13 protein-coding genes are annotated in these 15,488 nt (G+C 61.4%); 5 read left to right on the top strand and 8 right to left on the bottom strand.

What is annotated here, in order from left to right:
- Positions 1–89 precede the first annotated feature (89 nt).
- The 4 genes from JTY93_RS03990 to JTY93_RS03975 form a co-directional block, all read right to left on the bottom strand.
- Positions 90–1,115, bottom strand: coding sequence for an IS110 family RNA-guided transposase (locus JTY93_RS03990; protein WP_205478570.1), 1,026 nt, complete (start codon positions 1,113–1,115; stop codon positions 90–92).
- Between the two features lie 308 nt (positions 1,116–1,423).
- Positions 1,424–4,570: a CusA/CzcA family heavy metal efflux RND transporter gene (locus JTY93_RS03985; RefSeq protein WP_205478572.1), complete on the bottom strand. Its 3,147-nt coding sequence runs from the start codon at positions 4,568–4,570 to the stop codon at positions 1,424–1,426.
- A gap of 18 nt (positions 4,571–4,588) precedes the next feature.
- Positions 4,589–5,755, bottom strand: coding sequence for an efflux RND transporter periplasmic adaptor subunit (locus tag JTY93_RS03980; protein ID WP_205478573.1), 1,167 nt, complete (start codon positions 5,753–5,755; stop codon positions 4,589–4,591).
- Between the two features lie 17 nt (positions 5,756–5,772).
- The gene (locus tag JTY93_RS03975; protein WP_169996053.1) at positions 5,773–6,996 is read right to left on the bottom strand and encodes a TolC family protein; all 1,224 of its coding nucleotides are present in this window, start codon (positions 6,994–6,996) and stop codon (positions 5,773–5,775) included.
- Between the two features lie 182 nt (positions 6,997–7,178).
- Here JTY93_RS03975 and JTY93_RS03970 point away from each other — a divergent pair, with 182 nt between their 5' ends.
- Complete coding sequence (locus JTY93_RS03970; protein WP_169996051.1) at positions 7,179–7,853, top strand: heavy metal response regulator transcription factor; 675 nt, start codon at positions 7,179–7,181, stop codon at positions 7,851–7,853.
- A gap of 164 nt (positions 7,854–8,017) precedes the next feature.
- On the opposite strand, the gene JTY93_RS03965 is transcribed toward JTY93_RS03970, so the two are convergent.
- Positions 8,018–9,301, bottom strand: coding sequence for an MFS transporter (locus JTY93_RS03965; RefSeq protein ID WP_205478574.1), 1,284 nt, complete (start codon positions 9,299–9,301; stop codon positions 8,018–8,020).
- A gap of 181 nt (positions 9,302–9,482) precedes the next feature.
- Between JTY93_RS03965 and JTY93_RS03960 the strand changes: the two genes are divergently transcribed.
- The 3 genes from JTY93_RS03960 (at position 9,483) to JTY93_RS03950 (ending at position 12,898) form a co-directional block, all read left to right on the top strand.
- Positions 9,483–10,901, top strand: a complete 1,419-nt coding sequence (locus JTY93_RS03960) for a short-chain fatty acid transporter (RefSeq protein WP_169996046.1) — start codon at positions 9,483–9,485, stop codon at positions 10,899–10,901.
- Between the two features lie 124 nt (positions 10,902–11,025).
- Positions 11,026–12,204, top strand: a complete 1,179-nt coding sequence (locus JTY93_RS03955) for a hypothetical protein (RefSeq protein WP_205478575.1) — start codon at positions 11,026–11,028, stop codon at positions 12,202–12,204.
- A gap of 169 nt (positions 12,205–12,373) precedes the next feature.
- Positions 12,374–12,898 carry an SET domain-containing protein gene (locus tag JTY93_RS03950; protein WP_205478576.1) on the top strand — a complete coding sequence of 175 codons (525 nt, stop codon included), beginning with the start codon at positions 12,374–12,376 and terminating at the stop codon, positions 12,896–12,898.
- Here JTY93_RS03950 and can read toward each other — a convergent pair.
- Positions 12,895–13,539, bottom strand: a complete 645-nt coding sequence (gene can / locus JTY93_RS03945; RefSeq protein WP_029295821.1) for a carbonate dehydratase — start codon at positions 13,537–13,539, stop codon at positions 12,895–12,897. The genes JTY93_RS03950 and can overlap by 4 nt on opposite strands.
- 139 nt (positions 13,540–13,678) lie before the next feature.
- Here can and JTY93_RS03940 point away from each other — a divergent pair, with 139 nt between their 5' ends.
- Entirely contained in the window at positions 13,679–14,083 is a 405-nt protein-coding gene (locus JTY93_RS03940; protein ID WP_205478581.1) for a serine kinase/phosphatase, read from the top strand.
- Positions 14,084–14,123: 40 nt separating this feature from the next.
- On the opposite strand, the gene rimI is transcribed toward JTY93_RS03940, so the two are convergent.
- Both rimI and JTY93_RS03930 read right to left on the bottom strand, forming a co-directional pair.
- Positions 14,124–14,576 (bottom strand): ribosomal protein S18-alanine N-acetyltransferase, encoded by a 453-nt coding sequence (gene rimI, locus JTY93_RS03935; RefSeq protein ID WP_003188286.1) that lies wholly within the window; start codon positions 14,574–14,576, stop codon positions 14,124–14,126.
- Positions 14,569–15,321, bottom strand: coding sequence for a flagellar biosynthesis protein FlhF (locus tag JTY93_RS03930; RefSeq protein WP_205478586.1), 753 nt, complete (start codon positions 15,319–15,321; stop codon positions 14,569–14,571). The genes rimI and JTY93_RS03930 overlap by 8 nt, the downstream gene beginning before the upstream one ends.
- Positions 15,322–15,488 lie beyond the last annotated feature (167 nt).

Raw genomic sequence — 15,488 nt, 5'->3', positions numbered from 1 at the left:
TCGCCAGGCCGGTGTGCCGTTCACATCATCTGTTGTTCAGCTATCGCAAAACCTGAAGGGTGAATCGTGGTACTGCAACAACCGCAGGGTCAGGCGTTCAATGCGTCTGGCCCTGCTTCATATTGCGTATGGTGGGCGGCTATCGCCCAAGCAATGCGCGCCAATTTGTTAGCCAGGGCACAAGCCACGACATTTGAATGTCGTCGACTCAGCAATGAGCGCACCCAGTCGGCCAAGGCGCCCTTTTGGTGTTCCAGATTCTGCATATAGACCCTGGAACACTGCACCAACAGCTGTCGCAGGTGCTTGTCACCCCGCTTGCTGATCCCCAGCAAATTGGCCTTGCCGCCCGTGCTGTACTGCCTGGGCACTAAGCCAACGGAGGCAGCAAAGTCCCGACTGCATCGATACTGTTTACCATCGCCCATCTCCACAGCCAGCAGGCTGGCGGTGATCGGGCCGACACACGGCATGCTCAGCAAACGACTACCCAGATCATCGTCGGCCAGTTGGCCCGCCAGTTCCTTATCCAAGACCTTGATTTGCTCATCCAAGTAGGCAAAGTGATCGTGCAGACGCTGCAACAAGACCGTCAGACGAACGGGCAACTCATGTTCGGCCAAGACGTTTGCCAAACGCTTCATGATGGCCAATCCCTTGGGCAGGCTAATCCCAAACTCCAGCAGGAAACCGTGCATTTGATTAGCCGTTTTGGTGCGGTCATGTACCCATGATTCGCGCATGCGGTGCAGCACAGACAGGGTTTGCTGGGATTCAGTCTTAGGCGTAACGAAGCGCATGGATGGGCGGGAAGCGGCTTCGCAGATTGCCTCAGCGTCGACAAAGTCGTTTTTGTTACCCTTGACGAAGGGCTTAACGAACTGCGGGGAAATCAGCTTGGCCGTGTGCCCCATTGCCGCCAACTGACGAGCAACATGGTGCGACCCCGCACAGGCTTCCATCACCACGACACAGCTCGGCGAGTTGCCGAAAAACTGCATCATCTGCGCCCGTGAGCATTTTTTGCGAAACACCTCGCGGCCCGACTTATCCTGGCCGTGCAGGTGGAAAGTGTGTTTACCGAGATCGATACCAATCAGTGCTGACTCGCTCATGACGATGGCCTCCGAAAACAAAACACCCCGTGAAAGCGTAGCCCTCACAGGGTGTTGGGGGTGACCATCTCATTAGCCCCCTCTCCACAGTAAGCCGGCAACTCCACATTTCCCGCGCCAACCACCCCACTGTGGCGAGCGGGCTTGCCCCGCGCTGGGCTACAAACCCACCCCAGTTTCGCCAGACACACCGCGCAAGCAGGTTTTAGGGCGGCTTCGCCACCCAACGGGGGACAAGCCCCCTCTCCACAACAAGCCCCCTCTCCACAGCAAGCACCCTCTCCACAGTAAGCCCGTCCAGCGCGAGATCAAGACGCCGGCTCTTCATCGCGCCGATGGGCCCACTGGTAAAGCGCTGGCAGTACCAGCAAGGTCAGTAAGGTCGACGAGATAATCCCGCCAATCACCACCGTCGCCAGTGGCCGTTGCACTTCAGCGCCGGTGCCGGTGGCCAGGGCCATGGGGATAAACCCGAGGGACGCCACTAACGCCGTCATCAACACCGGGCGCAAGCGGGTCAAGGCTCCTTCGTTGATCGCCACCGACAACGAACGCCCCTCCTCACGCAGGTTGCGGATAAACGCAATCATCACCAAGCCATTGAGCACCGCCACCCCCGACAACGCGATAAACCCCACCCCGGCAGAAATCGACAACGGAATATCGCGCAACCACAGCGCCATGATCCCACCGGTCAACGCAAAGGGAATCCCGGTGAATACCAGCAGCCCATCCTTAAGGTTGTTGAACATCATGAACAGCAAGCCGAACACCAGCAGCAACGCCACCGGCACCACGATCTGCAGGCGCTCGGAGGCTTCCTTGAGCTGTTCGAACTGGCCGCCCCAGGTTGTCCAGTAGCCGGCGGGGATCTTCACCTGCGCGGCCATCACGCGTTCGGCTTCTGCGACAAACGAGCCGATGTCCCGCCCGCGCACGTTGGCACTGACAACCACCAGGCGCTTGCCGTTTTCGCGGCTGATCTGGTTCGGGCCCAGCACCAGGTCCAGGCTGGCCACTTGCGACAGGGCGATAAAGCCCAGTTGCCCCGTGGTATTGCCGGCCAGCGCCGGAATCGGGATCAGTAGCCGCGACAAGCCTTCGATATCGGTGCGCAGGGTTTCCGACAGACGCACCACCATGTCAAAACGCCGGTCGCCTTCGTACAGAGTGCCGGCCTGGCGCCCGCCCACGGCGACGGCGATGATGTCTTGCACATCGCCCACATTCAGGCCAAAGCGCGCGGCCTTGTCACGGTCGATATTGATGGTCAGCACCGGCAGGCCGGAGGTCTGTTCTACTTTCACTTCCGAGGCGCCATCGAGCTTGCGCAAGGTTTCGGCAATTTCCCCGGCGGTGGTGTTCAGCACACCCCGATCATCGCCAAAAACCTTCACCGCCACGTCACTGCGCACCCCGGAAATCAGCTCGTTGAAACGCAGCTGGATCGGTTGCGACAGCTCGTACTGGCTGCCCGGCACAATCGCACTGGCGCGCTGGATATCGGCGATCAGCGCTTCGCGGGATTTTTTCGGGTCCGGCCACTGCTCCTTGGGCTTGAGCATCAAGTAGGCGTCGGAAATATTCGGCGGCATCGGGTCGGAGGCAATTTCTGCAGTGCCGGTACGGGCAAATACCCGCTGGATTTCCGGCACCTGCGCCATCAAGGTTTTTTCCAGTTGCTGCTGCATCTGCACCGATTGCGTGAGGCTGGTGCCCGGTACGCGCAAGGCTTGCAGGGCGAAGTCACCTTCGCTGAGGCTGGGGATAAATTCGCTGCCCATGCGGCTGGCCACGGCGCCAGACATCACGATGGTCAACAGCGCCAGGCCAAACGCCCAACTGCGGTGTGCCATCACCCAGTCCAGCACCGGTGCATAACCACGGCGCGCGTTGCGCATCACCCAGTTTTCATCTTCCTTGACCTTGCCGGTGACGAACAGCGCAATCGCCGCCGGCACGAAGGTCACCGACAGGATCATCGCGCCCAACAAGGCCAGGACCACGGTAAACGCCATGGGATGGAACATTTTCCCGGCAACGCCGGTCAGGGCGAAGATCGGCAGGTACACCACCATGATGATCAGTTGCCCGAAGATCAGCGCGCGGCGCGCTTCTTTGGCCGCGGCGAACACTTCGTGCAAGCGCTCGCTGCGGGTCAGCAGGCGGCCGTGGCGTTGCTGCGCATGGGCCAGGCGGCGGATCGCGTTCTCGACGATCACCACCGCGCCATCGACGATAATCCCGAAATCCAGGGCCCCCAGGCTCATGAGGTTGGCGCTGACCTTGTTGGTGAACATCCCGGTAAAGGTGAACAACATGGCCAGCGGGATCACCATCGCGGTGATCAACGCCGCGCGGATGTTGCCCAGGAACAGGAACAGAATCACGATCACCAGCAGCGCACCCTCGAAGAGGTTTTTCTTCACGGTGGCGATGGCTTTTTCTACCAGGTTGGTGCGGTCGTAGACCGTGACCGCCACCACGCCTTCTGGCAGGGAGCGGTTGATCTCTTCGAGTTTTTTCGCCACGGCCTGGGACACGGTGCGGCTGTTTTCGCCGATCAGCATGAAGACCGTACCGAGCACCACTTCGCGGCCATTTTCGGTGGCCGCACCGGTGCGCAACTCGCGGCCGATATCGACCTGGGCCACATTGCGCACGCGGATCGGCGTGCCATCCACGGTGTTGATCACGATATTGGCGATGTCATCGATGGACGCCACTTGCCCCGGCGCGCGGATCAGCAATTGCTCGCCGCTGCGCTCGATGTAACCGGCGCCGACGTTGGCGTTGTTGCGCTCAAGCGCCGTCACCAGGTCGTTCAAGGTCAGGTTGTAGGCGGCCAGGCGCTTGGGGTCCGGGGCGATCTGGTATTCCTTGGCGAAGCCGCCAATCGTGTTGATCTCGGCAACGCCGGGCACGTTGCGCAACTGCGGCTTGATGATCCAGTCCTGGATCACCCGCAGGTCCGTCGGCGTGTAGGCCGAACCGTCTTCCTTGCGTGCGCCGTCTTCAGCTTCCACGGTCCACAGGAAGATTTCCCCAAGCCCCGTGGAAATCGGCCCCATGGCCGTTTCGATACCGTCCGGCAATTGTTCGCGGGCCACCTGCAAGCGCTCGTTGACCAGTTGCCGGGCGAAGAACAGGTCGGTGCCGTCCTTGAAGATCACCGTGACCTGGGACAGCCCCGAACGCGACAGCGAACGAGTCTGCTGCAAGCCCGGCAAACCGGCCATGGCGGTTTCGATAGAAAAGGTGATGCGCTGTTCGGTTTCCAGCGGTGAAAAGCCGGGCGCCGCCGAGTTGATCTGCACCTGGACGTTGGTGATGTCCGGTACCGCGTCGATCGGTAGTTTCTGGTAGCTGGCGATGCCGACACCGGCCATCAACAACACCGCCAGCAGCACGATAATGCGCTGCTCGATGGCAAATTGAATCAGACGTTCAAACATGGGGAATCACTCGCAGGATCAATGGGCGTGCTCGGCCGAAGCCTTGCCCAGCTCGGACTTGAGGACAAAGCTGCCAACGGTCGCCACCTCGGCGCCGGCCTCCAGGCCCTGGCGGACTTCGACAAAGCCGTTTTCACTGACACCCAGTTCAACGTGGCGGGTGACGAAACCTTCGGCGGTGCGCACAAACAGCGACGGTTTGTCTTCCACGGTCTGGATCGCGTCCACCGGCACGGTGACCGCCGCCGGGTAGCTATCCGTCGCCACTTGCACCGCCACGAACAACCCGGGGCGCCACGAGTCATCGGGGTTGGCCACGCTGACCCGCACCGTTGCGGTACGCGTCTGCTCGCCCAGCAAGTTGCCGACATAGGCCACGGCGCCCATCACCTCGGTGCCCATTTCCGCCGAGCTGACCTTCACCGGCCGACCAACCTGGACCTTGTTCAGATCCTTGGGGAATACGCCAAACGTGACCCACACCTGGGACAGGTCCGACAGGGTGAAAGCGGCACTGGTCTCACTCACTACCTCGCCGACGCCCAGGTGTTTTTCCACCACCACACCGGCAAACGGCGCACGCAATTCATAGCGATTGCCGCCGGCCAGGACCGCGCTGCCACTCAGGGCGTTCATCTTTTGCCGCGCGTTGTTCAGGGCAATCTCGGCTTCTTGCAGGGTCTGGCGCGCCAGCAGGTAATCCTGTTCGGCGGAGATCTTGTCCTGCCATAACTGGCGCTCACGCTGGAAGGTGGTGCGGGCCAGTTCGACCCGGCGTTGGCTGGCCGCCAACTCGCTGCGCTGATCCGAAATCTGCTGGCTGGCGATCACCGCCAACAGCTCGCCCTGCTTGACCTTCTGCCCTAGATTGACCTTGACCGACTCCACCACACCCGCCGCACGGGGCACGATATGGGAGGTGCGGTCTTCGTCGAATCGCACCTCGCCGGGCAACGACAGCAGTGTGCTGATTTGTCGGGGTTGGGCCTTGGCCAGTTGAATGCCGGCGGCCTGGATCTGCTGCTCATTGAGCACCAGCACACCCTCTTCCTCTTCTTCTTCCTCCGGCGCTTGGACGCTCGCCACCGGTGCCTGGGGCGCCACGCTGGTGGCCGGCCAAAACGCCATCGCCCCGAGGGCAATGGCCGCTGCAACAGCCAAAGCCAGGCCTTGTTGTTTGTTCATGGGGAACTCCTGAAAGATCAAATGCGGGCGAGGTCGCCGTAAATCCGTTCGATGCGCACCCAGGCATCGGTGGCCTGGGCGCGCGCGGCGAGGTATTGGGTGCGGGCGGCGATCAAGGTGCGCTGAGCGTCGAGCACCTCGAGGAAGTTGAACTTGCCCATCTCAAAGCCACGGGTGGCGCTGTCCACCGCGCTTTGGGCGGCGGGCAGGATCACTTGGTTGAAGGTGCGCACCTCACTGTCGGCGGTCGACCACAGGTCCAGGGCCTGGCGGGTTTCGGTACGCAGGCGCAGCTCGGTAGCGTTGCGCAAGTCCCGCGCCTGGTCAGCTCGGCGGCTGGCGGCCAGCACATTGCCCTGGTTGCGATTGAACAGCGGGATCGGCATCGATACGCCCACCAGATTCACCCGCTCGCGGACGCTGGCGTCGTACTGGCTGCCGATGGAGACATCCAGGTCGGGAATCCGCTGGGCCTTTTCCAGGCCCAGGCCGGCTTCCCGTTGCTGGATTTGCAGCTGCGCCAGGCGCAACTCGGCAGTGCTCTCCAGGCGCGCCAGCAGTTGAGTGGCCGAAGGCAGCGCCGGCGGATTCACCGCACCTGCCTCCACGCGCTCAAAGCCGATAGTGGCGCTGCCGGTGATGGCCGCCAGGCGGCGATAGGCATCACTCACGCCGATCTCGGCGCGGCTGCGTTCCAGGCGGATTTCCGAGACCTGTACCTGGGCGCGAGTGGCTTCGACCGGCGATGCCTTGCCCGCCGTGACCCGGCCATTGGCAATCACCAGGCCGCGCTCGGCCAGTGCCATTGAGCGCTGGGCCAGCTCCAGGCGTTCCTGGGCCCGCAGCGCACCATAAAAGCCATCGATGACTTCGGCCCGCAGCACGTTGCGCCGCTGTTCCAGTTCCTGGGCTGCGGCCTCTTGTGCCCGCGAGGCCACATCAATGCGCGCCCCGCGTTTGCCGCCTAACTCCAGGGTCTGGCTCAGCTTGACGGTGGTAGTGCGGGTGCTGCGGCGGGTGTCTTCGGCATCCCAGGAGGCCACCGGGTTGGGGATCAGCCCGGCCTGCTGACGACCGCCTTGGGCGATGTCGATTTCCCATTGCGCAGCGGCCAGGTCCGGGTTACCGGCAAACGCACTTTGCAGGGCCGATTCGAGGGTCAGGGTCTGTGCGCTTGCCACTTGGGCCATCGCCAATAACCCCACTACGGAGCACACAATAGTTCTTGAAAACATTGGCATAACAAGCGTTCCACACCCATGAGTTGGCGGACAAATCCAAGCAGGGGCAATGTAACTTTCGCTACTTATCAGGGGGGTGGCCAGAACATTACAAATCCGTTAGCAAAGGCTCTGGTCCGGGCTTTTGCTTTAACCTTCGCGGCAATTGCTGCTACTTTCCCCTGCCCCGAGGCACGCTCGACATGCGAATCCTGGTTATCGAAGATGAACTGAAAACCGCCGACTACTTGCAGCAGGGATTAAGCGAAAGTGGCTATGTGGTTGATTGCGCGGCCAGCGGTACCGACGGTTTGCACCTGGCCCGGCAACACGCTTATGAACTGGTGATTCTGGATGTGAACCTACCGCTGATGGACGGCTGGGATGTGTTGCAGCGGATCCGCCAGACCAGCAACACGCGCATCATGATGCTGACCGCCCAAGGCCGCCTGGCCGACAAGATCAAGGGCCTGGAACTGGGCGCCGACGACTACCTGGTCAAGCCTTTCGAGTTTCCCGAACTGCTGGCCAGGGTCCGCACCCTGATGCGCCGCAGTATCGAGGCCGCCGTGCCGGACGTGCTAAGGGTGGGCGATCTGGAGCTGGACCAGGGTCGCCACCGGGCTTTTCGCGGCAGCCAGCGCATTGACCTGACCACCAAGGAGTTCGCCCTGCTGCACCTGCTGATGCGCCAGAGCGGAGTGGTGCTGTCACGCACGCAAATCATCTCGTTTGTGTGGGACATGAACTTCGATTGCGACACTAATGTGGTCGAGGTCTCGATCCGCCGCCTGCGGGCAAAGATCGACGACCCGTTCGAGCGCAAGTTGATCCACACCTTGCGCGGGGTCGGCTACGTGCTGGAGGACCGCGAATAGCGGTCAGTGCGAGAGCGGTTTCTGGCTAAACCCTGGCCTTCGTTATGGACTGCCCCCTGTGGGAGCGGGCTTGCTCGCGAAAGCAGCCTGTCAGTTGATGCATGTGCCGACTGACACACCGCTTTCGCGAGCAAGCCCGCTCCCACAATTATAAGGCGGCGGCTTTAAAAAACAGGTCGTTTGGCAAATCGCACTGCACTGGCCACGCCGACCGCGCCCATCACCACACAATAAAAAACGCAAATCCACGGGCTGGTGGGCATCAAGGCAATCAGCATCAACGGCGTGGTACTCGCCCACAGCGCATAGGCAATGTTGTAGGTAAAGGAAATCCCCGACACGCGCACCGGCGCCGGGAACAGGCTGACCATCACCGATGGCACCGCACCCACCACCCCGCAACTCAATCCGGCAATGGCATAGGCCGCGCCCAGCCACACGCCGCCGGCAATCAGGCTGGCGTAAAGCACGGCGATGCCCACCGGCAGCAGCAGGCTGTAGACCAGCACCGCGCGCCAGGCGCCAATGCGATCCACCAACAGGCCAGCCAATACGCAACCGATATTCAGGAAGACGATGCCCAATGCACTCAATGCGAAGGTGTGGCTGGGGCTCATGCCGAAGGTTTTCTGCATCATGGTTGGCGTGATCACCACCAACACCACCACCGCCGAGGTGAGCACACAGGTCAGCAACATGGCCGGCAACAACGCCTGGCGATGGTCGCGCAATACCGTGCGCAGCGGCAGCTCTGCGTCGGCCTGGCGACGCGCCTGCATGGCCAGGAACACCGGGGTTTCACTGAGCCAGCGGCGCAGCCAGACACCAATCACACCAAACACACCGCCCAACAGAAACGGAAAACGCCAGGCGTAATCGAGGATTTGTTCAGCGGTGAACATCTGCGCCAGCAAGGTCGCCGTCAAGGCCCCCAGCAGGTAACCGAACGTCAGCCCGGCTTGCAGGAACCCCAAGGCATAACCGCGATGGTTGGCCGGCGCGTGCTCGGCGACGAAGACCCAGGCGCTGGGCACTTCGCCGCCCACCGCCGCGCCTTGCAGGACCCGCAGCGCCAGTAGGATCAGCGGCGCGAAATAGCCGATTTGTGCGTAGGTCGGCATGATTCCGATCAACAGGCACGGCAAGGCCATCATCAGGATACTCAGGCTGAATACCCGCTTGCGCCCCAGGTGATCGGCGAAGTGCGCCATCAGGATGCCGCCCAGCGGGCGCGCCAGGTAGCCGGTGACGAAAATCCCGAAACTTTGTAGCAGGCGCAGCCATTCGGGCATTTCCGGGGGGAAGAACAGCTGGCTCAGGGTCAGGGCGAAAAATACGAAAATGATGAAGTCGTAAATTTCCAGGGCACCGCCCAAGGCGGCCAGGCCCAGGGTTTTGTAGTCGGAGCGGGAAAAACGCTGCGCCTGTGGATAAGCGGTGGCAGTCATGGAGAAGCTCGGCAGACAGACAAAATGGCGTGCAGGTTATGAGCTGGGCCGGATCCTGGCAATCGCCGCCGATATATTCGGTTTACTCATTGATCCATGAAAATAACAACATTCCCAAATAAATGGCCGTGGGCCAAGATGCCCTCAATCCGCCCCATAATAAATACAAGAGGTAAATAACGTGGCCGATCCTATCGAAGAAAGCCGCTATGCCCGCTTTGCCCTGCGCTGCTCGAATTTTGCCGAACGCTGGTTTCCTGACTCTTGGGTGTTTGCTGCCCTCGCCGTGATTATTGTCGCCGTGGCCGCCCTGGGTATGGGCGCTGCGCCCACCGACGCCGCCAAGGCCTTTGGCGATGGTTTCTGGAGCCTGATACCGTTCACCATGCAAATGGCCTTCGTGGTGATTGGTGGCTATGTGGTCGCCAGCTCGCCGCCTGCTGTGAAGTTGATCGATCGCCTGGCGCGTATCCCGAAAAACGGCCGCTCGGCCGTGGCGTGGGTAGCGCTGATCTCGATGGTTGCCTCGCTGCTCAACTGGGGCCTGTCCCTGGTGTTCGGCGGGTTGCTGGTGCGGGCGCTGGCCCGGCGCACGGATTTGCGCATGGACTATCGCGCTGCCGGCGCGGCGGCCTATCTGGGCCTGGGTGCCGTGTGGGCGCTGGGGTTGTCGTCTTCGGCCGCGCAATTGCAGGCCAACCCGGCCAGCCTGCCGCCGTCGATCCTGGCGATCACCGGCACCATTCCCTTCACCGACACCATCTTTTTGTGGCAATCGGGCGTGCTGTTGCTGGCGCTGATCGTGGTGTCGCTGGTCATCGCCTACGTCACCGCACCGGGCCCCAACTCTGCGCGTGACGCCAAGGCCTGTGGTGTGGACCCGTCATTCAACCTGCCCAAGCCACAGCCGCCAAGCCGTCCGGGAGAATGGCTGGAACACAGCCCGTTGCTCACCATTTTGCTGGCGCTGCTGGCGGCCGGCTGGTTGTTCCATGAGTTCTCGACTAAACCTGCGATCAGCGCTATCTCGGGGCTCAACACCTATAACTTCCTGTTCATCATGGTCGGCGCCTTGCTGCACTGGCGCCCGCGCAGCTTCCTCGACGCAGTGGCCCGCGCGGTGCCAACCACCACGGGGGTGTTGATCCAGTTTCCGCTGTACGGCTCCATCGCGGCGCTGATGACCGTGGTCAAGGGCGGCGATGGCCAGACCCTGGCCCACCATATCTCGACCTTCTTCACCTCCATCGCTTCACACGACACCTATGCGCTGCTGATGGGCGTGTATTCGGCGGTCCTGGGGTTCTTTATCCCGTCGGGCGGTGGCAAGTGGATCATCGAGGCGCCGTATGTGATGCAGGTGGCCAATGACCTGCAATATCACCTGGGCTGGGCCGTGCAGATCTATAACGCTGCCGAGGCGCTGCCGAACCTGATCAACCCGTTCTACATGCTGCCGTTGCTTGGTGTGCTGGGGCTCAAGGCACGGGACCTGATTGGCTTCTCGTTTGTGCAGTTGCTGGTGCACACGCCGTTGGTGCTGTTTTTGCTGTGGGCGTTGGGGACGACGTTGAAGTACATGCCGCCCGTGATGCCTTAGGGGCCAGTGGTGTCGGGGGATGCAAAAAAGCGCATTTCCCGACGCATTTTCCCGGTCAGCCGCTACTGTGTGAGGGTGGGCATTCATCCCGCGCAGACGGGCTTTAGCTGACAAGGAAACACCTATGTTTAAACTGATCAGGCTGTCCTTCACCTTCGCCGTACTCACCTTGAGCACGGTCCTACACGCTGATGTCGAACTCAATCTGGGCAGCGCGCAACGGGTCACGCAATTGTTCGCCTACCCCAACAATTGCGGGGTGATCTGTTTTCGGCCATGGACGCTGGAGCAGACGGTGGAGCATTACCTGACCCAGAGCCTGCAGCGAGATGGCTACAGCCGCGCCAGGGTCAGCGTGAAAGCCCGACAGGATCAGGTGTTGGCCCACTTTACCGGCGTGCCCGATGGCTATGGCCAACCCCTGACTGCGTTGCTGAACACCGCCGACCTGGCCTATGAGGGCGCCAGCCGGCTCAACCGCGAGGGCAAGTGGCAATTTAGCTGGTACCTGTTCCTGCCGTTGGGCATGGCCCTGGAGAACCGCAAGAGCATCGAGTTGATGCATTTCCCGCCGGATTATTCCCTGACTCATTACCAGGACTATCTGGAGTCCGCCACCACCGATCGCTGGGCTACGTTGCTGACCGCCAACGGGATACCGGCAACCCAGACCCCGGAATACCAGACCATTATCGATATTGCGCCAATTGCCGCGCCCTCGTCGGCGGGCAAGGACCTGGAAGGTGTCTACGGCTATTTCAGCGAGTACCAGACCCGGATTGTCCGGGAACTGAGTTTGCACCCCACAGGCTCATTGCCAATGGTCGCCTTCGGCGCGCCCGTGCGCAGCTGGATCCAGCAACAGTACGGGCAAACCCTCGGGGTATTGGACCTGGCGCAGATCAGCCCGGCCGAAGGCAGCAAAGTCGCAGTACTGGGGGCCAATCACCCCAGTTACATCTGGTACGCCGCCAACCCGGACAGCTACGACGGTGACGACGGTGACGAACAGAAGGCCGACGAGGCCGGTCTGAAAGTCATGGGCCAGGACCTGAGCGCGGCCTGCTGGCAGGCCGGCATGGGCCAGAAGCCGGCCAGCGACCCCAACGTGTTGCTCAAGGGCTGCATGAATACCTGGCAGGTAACACGCAAGGAACAGACTTGCGAGCTGTTCTACACCTCGATTCGCGAACTGTCCGGCGACCAGGCCAGGGAAAAATGCGCCACCGTCACAATGAGGACTCAGCTCAAGCGTCTGAAAAGCCCGCTGCCAGAAGCGTCTGTGCCAGCCCCCGCCCTTTAAGCGTCCTGCTTGTGAGTATTGGCTTACGCAAAAAAACGCCGATATCTACTGTCAGATTTGACAGTAGATATCGGCTGCAACTTGCGTAAATCTTGGATCGTGCCCATTTGCTGCATGACTGGCAGTTACACCAACATCAGGAGGTCGATGCAGCCCGACAAGGAACGCTATGAAAACCCAAGTCATGGAAGATGCGCCAACTGATGCGATCGACTGTATTTATCCCTTCGCCAACCTGCTGGCCAAAAAAGGTTACCCCTCGCCCCGGCAGTTCGAGGTCGTAAGCACCCGCAATGGTCGCGGAACCGGCATCAAGACCCGCGTCGCCTTCGACAGCCGTATACGTATTGCGAAGATCTCCGGGTACGCATTGGGCGAACGGCACTTGCATACGCTGCAGATATCGTCGCGCATCCACTTGTACGACCCGTGGTTCAGCGGCCTGCTCCTGCATTCGTGCGATCCGAATGTGTTTCTCGACATCAGCGAACTGGAGCTATGGTCGATCCAGGCCATTCGCCCCGGCACGCTGCTGACGATGGATTACGCCACCACCGAAGATGTGCTGTTCCGCCAGTTCGCTTGCCGCTGCGGTGCCGGTAACTGCCGCGGCTGGATCACCGGCGCAAAAGAGCCGCTGAACCCGCAAGGCCAACTGTTCATGGAACAGTGGCGCCAACGCAAACGCTATTAAATCGCCTCTATCGGGCGAAGGCGGTACTGCGGCGGCAGTTGCTCGAACCCGGTGATGGTGGCGTTGAGGCTTTTCCAGCGACCGTCCTTGATGCCGTAAATGCAACCGTGGATCGATAGGCTCTGCCCGCGGTGCCAGGCGTTCTGCACAATGCTGGTGTGACCGACATTGGCCACTTGCTGGATGACGTTGAGTTCACACAGGCGATCAACGCGTTCTTCTTCGGTGGGCAACTGGGCCAACACTTCGCGGTTCTCGTAGTACAGGTCGCGGATCGAGCGCAGCCAACCGTCGATCAGGCCAAACTGGCGGTCCTGCATCGAAGCACGCACGCCGCCGCAGCCGTAGTGGCCGGTGACCAGGATATGTTTGACCTTGAGCACATCCACCGCGTACTGGATCACCGACAGGCAGTTGAGGTCGGTGTGCAGCACCACGTTGGCCACGTTGCGGTGTACAAACAGGTCGCCAGGCAGCATGCCGACGATCTCGTTGGCAGGCACCCGGGCGTCCGAACAGCCGATCCACAGATACTCTGGGGTCTGCTGGCGGGCGAGCTTGGCGAAGAATTCGGGATCTTCCTGTTTGATCGCATCCGCCCAGCGTTCGTTGTTATCAAGCAGGTCTTGTAGTTCGTTCATCAGGGAAAGCCTCAGGAATGATGCGCAGTTTTGTGACTGACAACCGCTCGCCCAGGTCACGCCGCACGCAAATTAGCTTGAATCTTTGGAGCGCCGAGCCTGTCCACACACTATAAGCCCCACAGCATGAGGATTGACCATGACGCAATCACGACGTCCGTATGGCGCTACGCAGCCCGAGCCGATAGATGACAACGAAGATCGCATGGGCTCGATGCGAGAGCTGGACTTTGACGAGCAGGAGCCGACGGCGGAAATCGGCGATGAGATCCCCCGTGCTGAGCGCGAGCACCTGATACCCGACGAACGGGTGCGCGAGGCCGGGATGACGGGGGCTTCGACGGCGGATCATGAGCCCACGGATGATGATATGAGCCCCGAAACCCTGATCCATGAAGATGGCGCGCGGGATGCCCGGGAAGAAGGTGACGGCGAACAGGCCGATTGGGACCTGAGTATCGTCGATGAAGATGAGATAGGCGGCGGCAATGGGTTGGATGAGGCTGAGTTGGCCGATATTGACCCGATAGACGGCAACCGCTGATACACCTGGCCCTTGCCAGCGCCTACAGGGGGTCGGGTGTTTAGTCGACTAGGGTGCAAGCCATGACGACTGCGTCTTCGCGACCACCGACGGCAGGGTAGTAATCGCGGCGACGGCCGATTTCGTTGAAACCGTAGCGTTCATACAGGCGGAACGCGCCGGTATTGCTGTCGCGCACTTCCAGGAAGCACTCCCGGGCGTTGGCGGCATAGGCGCGGGACATCAGGTGCTCCAGAAGCGCCAGGCCCAGGCCACGGCCCTGGTTTTCCGGTTTGACGGTAATGTTCAACAAATGCGCTTCATCGAGGATGATCTGCACCACCCCGTGGCCCACCTGTTGCTCGCCTTCGAACATCAACCAGATCTGGTACTTGCCCAGCCCGTCGAGAAAGATGCCACGGGTCCAGGGGTGGCTGAACGCCGCGTATTCGATTTTCAGCACGGCGTCGAGGTCAGCCTCGGTCATCGGGCGGAAGGATAAAGCCTCACTCATCGGTTGTTTTCCAGCGCGCCATCAGCCGGCGCATGGCTTGCCAGACATCAGCCTTACGCTGTGGCTCTTCCATTAATAATTCCAGGCCCGGCAAGGCCCAGACCGAGCCCAGGCCTTCGACCTGCAGTTCGCGGTACCAGGCCTCGGCATTGGCTTCGCCGGCAAATCGCACGGCAGGCAGACCGATCAGCCACAGGCACACGCAGGGTTCATCTTCCAGGCGGGCCGAAACAAAGCCTTGCACGAAGTCACGTGCGGCGTCCGGCCCCTGGTCCATATTGCCGCGCACCAGCAGCGGCCAGCGCACGGGCTCGCCGACGATCTGCGGGCTGTCGGGCAGGCCGGCGGCGCGCAGCATGTCCTTGAGCAGCAGATAGGCAGGATCGCGGGCCTGGAAACGTTCGCCGGTCGGCAACTCCACCAACACCAAACAGCGCCCGGCCCGCAACAGTTGCAAGGCAAAACGCGGTGGCGGTACGACCGGGGCCTTGGCCACCGGGGCCGGGGTATCGTCAGCCGCTGCAACGGGCTTGGGCGCCGTCGAAGGGCGTGGCACTTCGATCTTGACCCGCTCCGATGGCCGCACGGCTGCTTCAGCCGCGGGCTTGACCACCGCAACCGGCGCCGCTGCTTCCTCGCCCGAGGCGTCGAATGGCTCGAACGGTTCCAGCGCTTGCAGCAGTTCGGGCCGCGACGGGGCGGCAAAGGGCAATTCGGTGCGCGGCAGCCAGTTGACCACCTGCATGGCGGTCAAGTAAGCGCGACGTCGGGACTCGATAAGCAAGGCTCGGCCACTTGTGGATAACTAAAGAGCGTGGATTCTACCGCCCTTCGACGATGATCGCCCACCGTTGATGCTTTTCTCTGCATTCCTGACCGCCCATCGCGAAGGCGCCCTGACCGGCTGTGGAT

It is taken from the genome of Pseudomonas hygromyciniae, assembly GCF_016925675.1.
GTDB classification, from domain to species: domain Bacteria; phylum Pseudomonadota; class Gammaproteobacteria; order Pseudomonadales; family Pseudomonadaceae; genus Aquipseudomonas; species Aquipseudomonas hygromyciniae.
This window is presented reverse-complemented; position numbering and strand designations above follow the sequence as displayed.

Coding starts and splice junctions, on each gene's coding strand:
- JTY93_RS03990 (WP_205478570.1), bottom strand. CDS start 1,115: ATGAGCGAGTCAGCACTGATTGGTATCGATCTCGGTAAACACACTTTC.
- JTY93_RS03985 (WP_205478572.1), bottom strand. CDS start 4,570: ATGTTTGAACGTCTGATTCAATTTGCCATCGAGCAGCGCATTATCGTG.
- JTY93_RS03980 (WP_205478573.1), bottom strand. CDS start 5,755: ATGAACAAACAACAAGGCCTGGCTTTGGCTGTTGCAGCGGCCATTGCC.
- JTY93_RS03975 (WP_169996053.1), bottom strand. CDS start 6,996: ATGCCAATGTTTTCAAGAACTATTGTGTGCTCCGTAGTGGGGTTATTG.
- JTY93_RS03970 (WP_169996051.1), top strand. CDS start 7,179: ATGCGAATCCTGGTTATCGAAGATGAACTGAAAACCGCCGACTACTTG.
- JTY93_RS03965 (WP_205478574.1), bottom strand. CDS start 9,301: ATGACTGCCACCGCTTATCCACAGGCGCAGCGTTTTTCCCGCTCCGAC.
- JTY93_RS03955 (WP_205478575.1), top strand. CDS start 11,026: ATGTTTAAACTGATCAGGCTGTCCTTCACCTTCGCCGTACTCACCTTG.
- JTY93_RS03950 (WP_205478576.1), top strand. CDS start 12,374: ATGAAAACCCAAGTCATGGAAGATGCGCCAACTGATGCGATCGACTGT.
- can (WP_029295821.1), bottom strand. CDS start 13,539: ATGAACGAACTACAAGACCTGCTTGATAACAACGAACGCTGGGCGGAT.
- JTY93_RS03940 (WP_205478581.1), top strand. CDS start 13,679: ATGACGCAATCACGACGTCCGTATGGCGCTACGCAGCCCGAGCCGATA.
- rimI (WP_003188286.1), bottom strand. CDS start 14,576: ATGAGTGAGGCTTTATCCTTCCGCCCGATGACCGAGGCTGACCTCGAC.
- JTY93_RS03930 (WP_205478586.1), bottom strand. CDS start 15,321: ATGCAGGTGGTCAACTGGCTGCCGCGCACCGAATTGCCCTTTGCCGCC.